Source organism: Methanomassiliicoccales archaeon, from assembly GCA_036504055.1.
Taxonomy (GTDB): domain Archaea; phylum Thermoplasmatota; class Thermoplasmata; order Methanomassiliicoccales; family UBA472; genus DASXVU01.
This window is the reverse complement of the sequence record DASXVU010000041.1, coordinates 21,322-27,321: the sequence shown is the minus strand read 5'-3', so window position 1 is coordinate 27,321 and position 6,000 is coordinate 21,322. Positions and strand designations below refer to the sequence as shown.

Here is a 6,000-nt window from a genome sequence, read left to right as displayed (position 1 = left end):
GGTGGTGGTAGAGAGCGCCAAGGTCATCGAATCCCTCGGCAAGAGGTCCGAGGAGATAGGCGAGATCGTCGACGTGATCACCAACATATCCGATCAGACCAACCTGCTGGCGCTGAACGCCGCCATCGAGGCGGCCAGGGCGGGGGACCAAGGAAGGGGTTTCGCCGTCGTCGCAGAGGAGGTCAAGAACCTCGCTGAAGACTCAAGAGAGGCCGCTGAGCGCATCGCCAAGATGATCAAGGAGGTCCAGGGCGAGACCGCCAAAGCGGTGGAGGCGATGCACCGCGGCACCAAGGAGACCGCGGAAGGCATGCAGTTCGTCGAGATGACCGGAAAGGCCTTCGGAGACATCCAGGGTCTGTCCGCCACGACCACAACCGGGGTCATCGAGATCTCCAACCTTATGAATTCGCAGAAGGAAGGTACCCAGAGGGCGGCCAGGTCGGTCGACGGTATCGCTAGCATAGCGGAGGAGACCGCGTCATCTGCGGAGGAATCGGCCGCTTCGACCGAAGAACTGACCGCCAGCATGGAGGACATGACCGCCAGGGCACAGGCCCTGTCGGAGATGTCCACGAACCTCCAGAAGATCGCAGGACAATTCAAGATCGGAACAGAGGACGGCTCGACATATTCCGAGCCAGAGGCGCCGAGATCGGCGGCCGTCCAGAAGAAGACAGTGGCCATGAAGGCACCCTCGAAAGCGAAGAGAGCGGACGAGGCGAGGATGCCGACCAAGGTCAAGGAAGCCCTCCGAAAGAGAGGGATCGAGGCAGAGAACTGAGGTGTCAATATGCGCAGGAGAAGAGAGAAGGTCGAGCTCACGGGCGATGAGGAACAGATCGTGTCTTTCCAGTTGGGGAAGAGCACTTTCGCGGTGAGCGTCAATCAGGTAAGAGAGATCGGCAAGGTCCAGGACATAACCAAGATCCCGAAGATGCCGGACTATATCGAGGGCGTCATGAACCTGAGGGGGCAGATCACCACGGTGATCGACCTCCGCAAGCGGTTCAACATCGATGACGGCGTCGGCGGAAGGACCGCCCAGTCACGCATCATCGTGGCCGAGGTGGGCGACAACCAGATCGGAATAATCGTGGACTCGGTGGAGGACGTGATGCGGGTTCCGAAGAACAGCATATCGGCACCGCCGAAGACACTGGCCTCTGCCATGGACGCAGAGCTGCTCACCGGCATCTGCAAGCTGCAGGACAAACTGATCATGCTGCTAGATCTGAACAAGATCATGCTATCCAAGGAGGAGATGGAGAACGTGTACAAGATCAAGGATGAGAAGAAAGGAGAGATATCGGTATGAGCGACCCAAAGAAGGTTCTGATCTGCGATGACTCGATCGTCATGCGCAAGATGATCAACGACATCCTGTCCCGCAACGGGTTCAGCGTGGTCGGGCAGGCGAAGAATGGTGCCGAGGCAGTCGAGCTCTATTCCAAGCTCCAGCCTGACCTGGTGACGATGGACATCATCATGCCGGGCGAACCGGGCGTGGAGATCGTGAAGAAGATAGTCACGCTCGACTCCAAGGCCAGGATAATGATGGTCACCGGCCTGAGCCAGAAGAATCTGGTCCTGCAGGCGATGGAGAACGGGGCCCGGGAGTTCGTGGTCAAACCGTTCGACGAATCGGCATTGCTGGAAGCGGCGGCCAAGACAATAGGGTGAGACGTGAACAAAATGGATGGACCGATCCGAGTGCTGGTGGTTGATGATTCGCTGGTGATGCGCAAGATCCTCACGGACCTGTTCCAGGAGGACCAAGGCATCGTTGTCGTGGGTACGGCCAGGAACGGCAGGGAAGCCCTAACGAAGATACGCGAGCTTTCCCCTGACGTGGTGACCATGGACATCGAGATGCCGGAAATGGATGGCATCACCGCGCTGAAGCACATCATGAGGGACATGCCATGTCCGGTGATAATGATCAGCTCCGCCGACAAGAAACAGGCTGACATCACCATGAAGGCGCTCGAGCTTGGGGCCATCGATTTCATACCGAAAACGTCTGGATCACTGTCTCTGGACATAGAGAAAGTGGCCAGGACGATCATCGAGAAGATCAAGGTAGCGAGCAAGGTGAAGGTGAAGGCCAACGCCCCATCCCACAACATCACGGACCATCATCTGGGCGGGATCAAGGGCGACCGACTGGTGCTGATAGGTTCCTCGACCGGGGGACCCAAGGCCCTGCCGGAGGTCCTGTCGCGGCTTCCCGGGGACATACCGGCCTCAATACTGGTGGTGCAGCACATGCCAGAAGGCTTCACAAAATCGTTCGCGGAACGGTTGAACTGGTCCTCATCCCTGGATGTCAAGGAGGCGGAGGAAGGGGATGAGCTGAAGCGCGGCCACGTGCTCATAGCGCCAGGCAATCACCATATGGAGGTCGTCGGTAACCATGTGCACCTGAACGACGACCCCAAGATACACTTCGTCCGCCCCGCCGTCGACGTGATGATGAAGACAGCGGCCCCCATCTATGGCAAGAAGATCGTGGGCGTCGTGCTGACTGGCATGGGCTATGATGGGGCAGAGGGGATGAAGAGGATCAAGGAGTTCGGAGGCAAGACCATCGTGCAGGACGAGGCATCGTGCGTCGTCTATGGCATGCCCAAGGCGGTGGTCGACGCCAAAGCAGCGGACATGGTCGTCCCGCTGGAAGATATCGCAGACCACATCATGATCGCATTGAAGGACTAGGGGATAGTCTAATGGTTGACAAATCAAAGTATCTGGACGTGTTCATCGAGGAGGCCCGGGAGAACCTACAGGGAGTGAACAACGTCCTTCTTGAGCTGGAGGAGAAGGGCTTCAGCGAGGAATCGATGAAAGTGGCCTACCGGGTCGTGCATACCATAAAAGGGACCGCGGCAGTGATCGGCATCGATTCGATAAGCGAATTGGCCCATGTGATGGAGGACCTGTTCGGCATCCTTGTCGAGCAGAAGAAGACACCGGAGAAGAAACTGCTGAACCTTCTCTTCCGGGGCGTGGACACCATCGAGAAGATGATCGTCCAGCTGGAGAAGGACGGGGTCACCGACATCAAGGTCGAAGGGCTCATCGCGGAGATGAAGCAGTTCGAGAACCTGGCCGCCAAGTCCAATGAGGCAGCGGTTGAGGCCAGGGAGGAGGAGGGCGGAGACCTTCCCCTTTCCACCGAACAGAAGAAGCAGGTCAACGAGGCCATCAGCGCCGGGAAACTGGTGTTTGAGGTGGTCGTCACCTATGAAAAGAACCTGAAGTTCAAGGAGGGGCGGGCGTTCCAGCTCGTCCGGCGCCTGTCCCAGATGGGCACCCTGATCACATCAAAGCCTCTGGCGAACGAGGTCAAGGAGGACGATGACGGCATCACCCTGGTACTGGCGACCCAGGAGAATGCGGAGGCCATCTCCAAAGCGGCCAAGGACATCATCGGGATGGAGCAGGTCGACACGGAGATGCTGGAGGGATTCAAGGAGGAGGAGAGCATCACCGGCGCGGCCGCCCAGGACACCTGTGAGGCATCCCGGTCCGAGGCCGGCCCCTCGTCCGAGAAGTCCCTCAACACCGGGAACACCATCAGGGTGAAGAGCAAGCTCCTCGACCAGCTGCTGGACCTGGTGGGCGAGATAATGATCAACAACATCCGCATCAATCAGATCGCCACCGATCTGAAGCACCGGGAGCTGAAGCAGACGCTGCAGAACAACTCCCGGCTGATGACGGAGATGCAGGACATCGTTCTCCGGACGAGGATGGTGCCGGTGGATTTCATATTCAAGCGGTTCCCGCGCATGGTCAGGGACGTCAGCGAGGAGAGCAAGAAGGACGTCGAGTTCACCATGAAGGGGAACGACATCGAGATAGACCGCAGTCTGCTGGACGAGATCGGGGATGCGCTGGTGCACCTGTTGCGCAACGCGGTCGATCACGGGATAGAGCCGGCCGACCAACGTAAGAACAACGGCAAGCCGGCCAAGGGCACCCTGGTCCTGTCGGCTTTCCGGGAGCAGTCGAGCATCGTCATTACCGTCGAGGACGACGGTCGGGGCATGGACCCGGCCAAGATCGCCAAGAAGGCAGTGCAGAAAGGACTGGTCTCGCAGGAGGAGGTCGAACGGATGGAAGAGAAGAAGATCCTGTCCTTCGTCTTCCTTCCGGGTTTCTCGACCGCTGAGAAGATCTCCGACATCTCCGGAAGGGGCGTCGGCCTGGATGTGGTCAAGACCAAGATCGAGGGCCTGGGCGGGTTCGTCAAGATGGACACCGCGGTGGGGAAGGGGACCAAGTTCACCCTCAAACTGCCGCCCAGCATGTCCATAATAAGGGCCATGCTGGTGGAGGTCAACAACGAGAAGTACGCCATCCCTCTGGAGAACGTCAGGGAAACGGTCCGGGTGAACATGGACCAGGTGATCGAGGTGGCGCACCAGGGAGTGTTCCGGCTGAGGGACGAGGTCCTGCCGGTGCTCAATATCCATTCAGAGTTCGGCGGCCTGGTGACGGAGCACAAGGACATGCCGGCGATAATCGTCGAGAAGAACGAGAACTCCGCCTGCCTGCTGGTCACCAGACTGATCGGGCAGCAGGAGATAGTGGTGAAGAACCTGGGCCGGGACCTGAGGTCGGCGGGCTTCTTCTCCGGTGCAACAATACTGGGTGATGGAAAAGTGGCCATGATACTGGACGTGGGGGCATTCATTTGAGCAAGAGAACCGAGAGCCTGGACGAACTGCAGATCGACGCCCTGCGCGAGATCGGCAATGTGGGAGCCTCCTACGCCTGCGGGGCGCTGACCAACCTGGTCAAGAAAGAGGTCTTGATCGATGTGACCGAATGCTACCTGGAACCGATGGACAAGCACCTGGCCCGGTTCGGCCAGCCGAAGGACATCGTGGCCACGGTGCAGATCGACGTGGCCACCGGAAAGGGCAGCAGGGTGCTGATGATCCTTCCGATGGGCATAGCGACGATGATGTCAGACCTGATGATGGGGACCCAGAACCCCCCGGGCAGGATGATCACCGAGGAGGACAAGGAGGTCCTGACCGAGATGGGTGACGTCTGCATCCGGGAGTATCTGAACCCGATATCGAAGTTCCTCAAGACCTCGCCGATGCCTTCCGCACCGGTGGTGCACGTGCAGTATGTGGGAGCGTCGGCCGCCAAGGCCAACTCGGTGCTCGGGCTGAACGCACCGTACGAGATCAGGATAATGACGGATTACGTCGACCGGGCCAAGAAATACCATGGCACGATAATGTTCCTGCCGGACGAGCAGACACAGGACCTGACCTTCAAGAAGTTCGGGGTCGACACGGAATCGCAATCGGCGATGTTCGCCAAGTTCAAGACCTGAGCGGGTGAGACCATGGAAAACGGCACAGACACAGAGATGACATACACGCCAGACCAGATCGACGCCCTGCGCGAGATTGGCAACATCGGGGCATCGCATGCCTCCACCGCGCTGACCACCCTGCTGAATCAGGACATCCTGGTGGACGTCCCGGAATGCTTCATCTGCAAGACCCTGGAAGCGCCATATGTACTGGGGGATGCGGAACAGACCGTGGTGGCGGTCTATCTGGACGCCTATGGAAGGGGAAAGGGCAGCATGCTGCTCATACTCAGCGAGGATATCGCCAGGAAGATGACGGACATGCTCCTGTGGCGCGAACACGACCCGGCCAGGGCGATCTCGGAGGACGACAATGACGCCATCTCGGAGATAGGCAACATATGCGGTTCAGCTTACCTGAACGCCATCTCGAACCTGCTGGGGGTGACGATGCTTCCATCCCCGCCAGGGTTCGCCGTCGGGATGCTCGGGGCGGTGCTCGAGTACCCGACCACCATGGCTTCGGAGGAGTACGATTACCTGGTGATCATCAAGACCCATTTCATCACTGACAAGCAGAGGTTCCCAGGATATTTCATCTACATTCCAGACCGAGAGACCGAAAGGCTCCTCATGGATAGGTTCGGGCTCCCGTGATC

The 6,000-nt window shown here is 58.8% G+C and carries 7 protein-coding genes; all 7 read left to right on the top strand.

Annotated features, from left to right (window positions below; translation table 11 throughout):
- Positions 1 to 784 (top strand): methyl-accepting chemotaxis protein (locus tag VGK23_09975; GenBank protein HEY3420868.1); only part of this gene is annotated, 784 nt, incomplete at its 5' end.
- 9 nt (positions 785 to 793) lie between these two features.
- Positions 794 to 1,318, top strand: coding sequence for a chemotaxis protein CheW (locus tag VGK23_09970; GenBank protein ID HEY3420867.1), 525 nt, complete (start codon positions 794 to 796; stop codon positions 1,316 to 1,318).
- Positions 1,315 to 1,683, top strand: a complete 369-nt coding sequence (locus VGK23_09965; protein ID HEY3420866.1) for a response regulator — start codon at positions 1,315 to 1,317, stop codon at positions 1,681 to 1,683. Before VGK23_09970 ends, VGK23_09965 begins: the two co-directional genes overlap by 4 nt.
- A gap of 12 nt (positions 1,684 to 1,695) precedes the next feature.
- Positions 1,696 to 2,718 carry a chemotaxis response regulator protein-glutamate methylesterase gene (locus VGK23_09960; protein ID HEY3420865.1) on the top strand — a complete coding sequence of 341 codons (1,023 nt, stop codon included), beginning with the start codon at positions 1,696 to 1,698 and terminating at the stop codon, positions 2,716 to 2,718.
- 11 nt (positions 2,719 to 2,729) lie between these two features.
- Complete coding sequence (locus tag VGK23_09955) at positions 2,730 to 4,706, top strand: chemotaxis protein CheA (protein HEY3420864.1); 1,977 nt, start codon at positions 2,730 to 2,732, stop codon at positions 4,704 to 4,706.
- Positions 4,703 to 5,359, top strand: a complete 657-nt coding sequence (locus VGK23_09950) for a chemotaxis protein CheC (GenBank protein HEY3420863.1) — start codon at positions 4,703 to 4,705, stop codon at positions 5,357 to 5,359. The genes VGK23_09955 and VGK23_09950 overlap by 4 nt, the downstream gene beginning before the upstream one ends.
- A gap of 12 nt (positions 5,360 to 5,371) precedes the next feature.
- On the top strand, positions 5,372 to 5,998 hold the full coding sequence (locus tag VGK23_09945) for a chemotaxis protein CheC (protein HEY3420862.1): 627 nt from the start codon (positions 5,372 to 5,374) through the stop codon (positions 5,996 to 5,998).
- Positions 5,999 to 6,000 lie beyond the last annotated feature (2 nt).

Bases quoted from the DNA above. Each gene is read 5' to 3' on its own strand.
- VGK23_09970 (HEY3420867.1), top strand. From the start codon at position 794: ATGCGCAGGAGAAGAGAGAAGGTCGAGCTCACGGGCGATGAGGAACAG.
- VGK23_09965 (HEY3420866.1), top strand. From the start codon at position 1,315: ATGAGCGACCCAAAGAAGGTTCTGATCTGCGATGACTCGATCGTCATG.
- VGK23_09960 (HEY3420865.1), top strand. From the start codon at position 1,696: ATGGATGGACCGATCCGAGTGCTGGTGGTTGATGATTCGCTGGTGATG.
- VGK23_09955 (HEY3420864.1), top strand. From the start codon at position 2,730: ATGGTTGACAAATCAAAGTATCTGGACGTGTTCATCGAGGAGGCCCGG.
- VGK23_09945 (HEY3420862.1), top strand. From the start codon at position 5,372: ATGGAAAACGGCACAGACACAGAGATGACATACACGCCAGACCAGATC.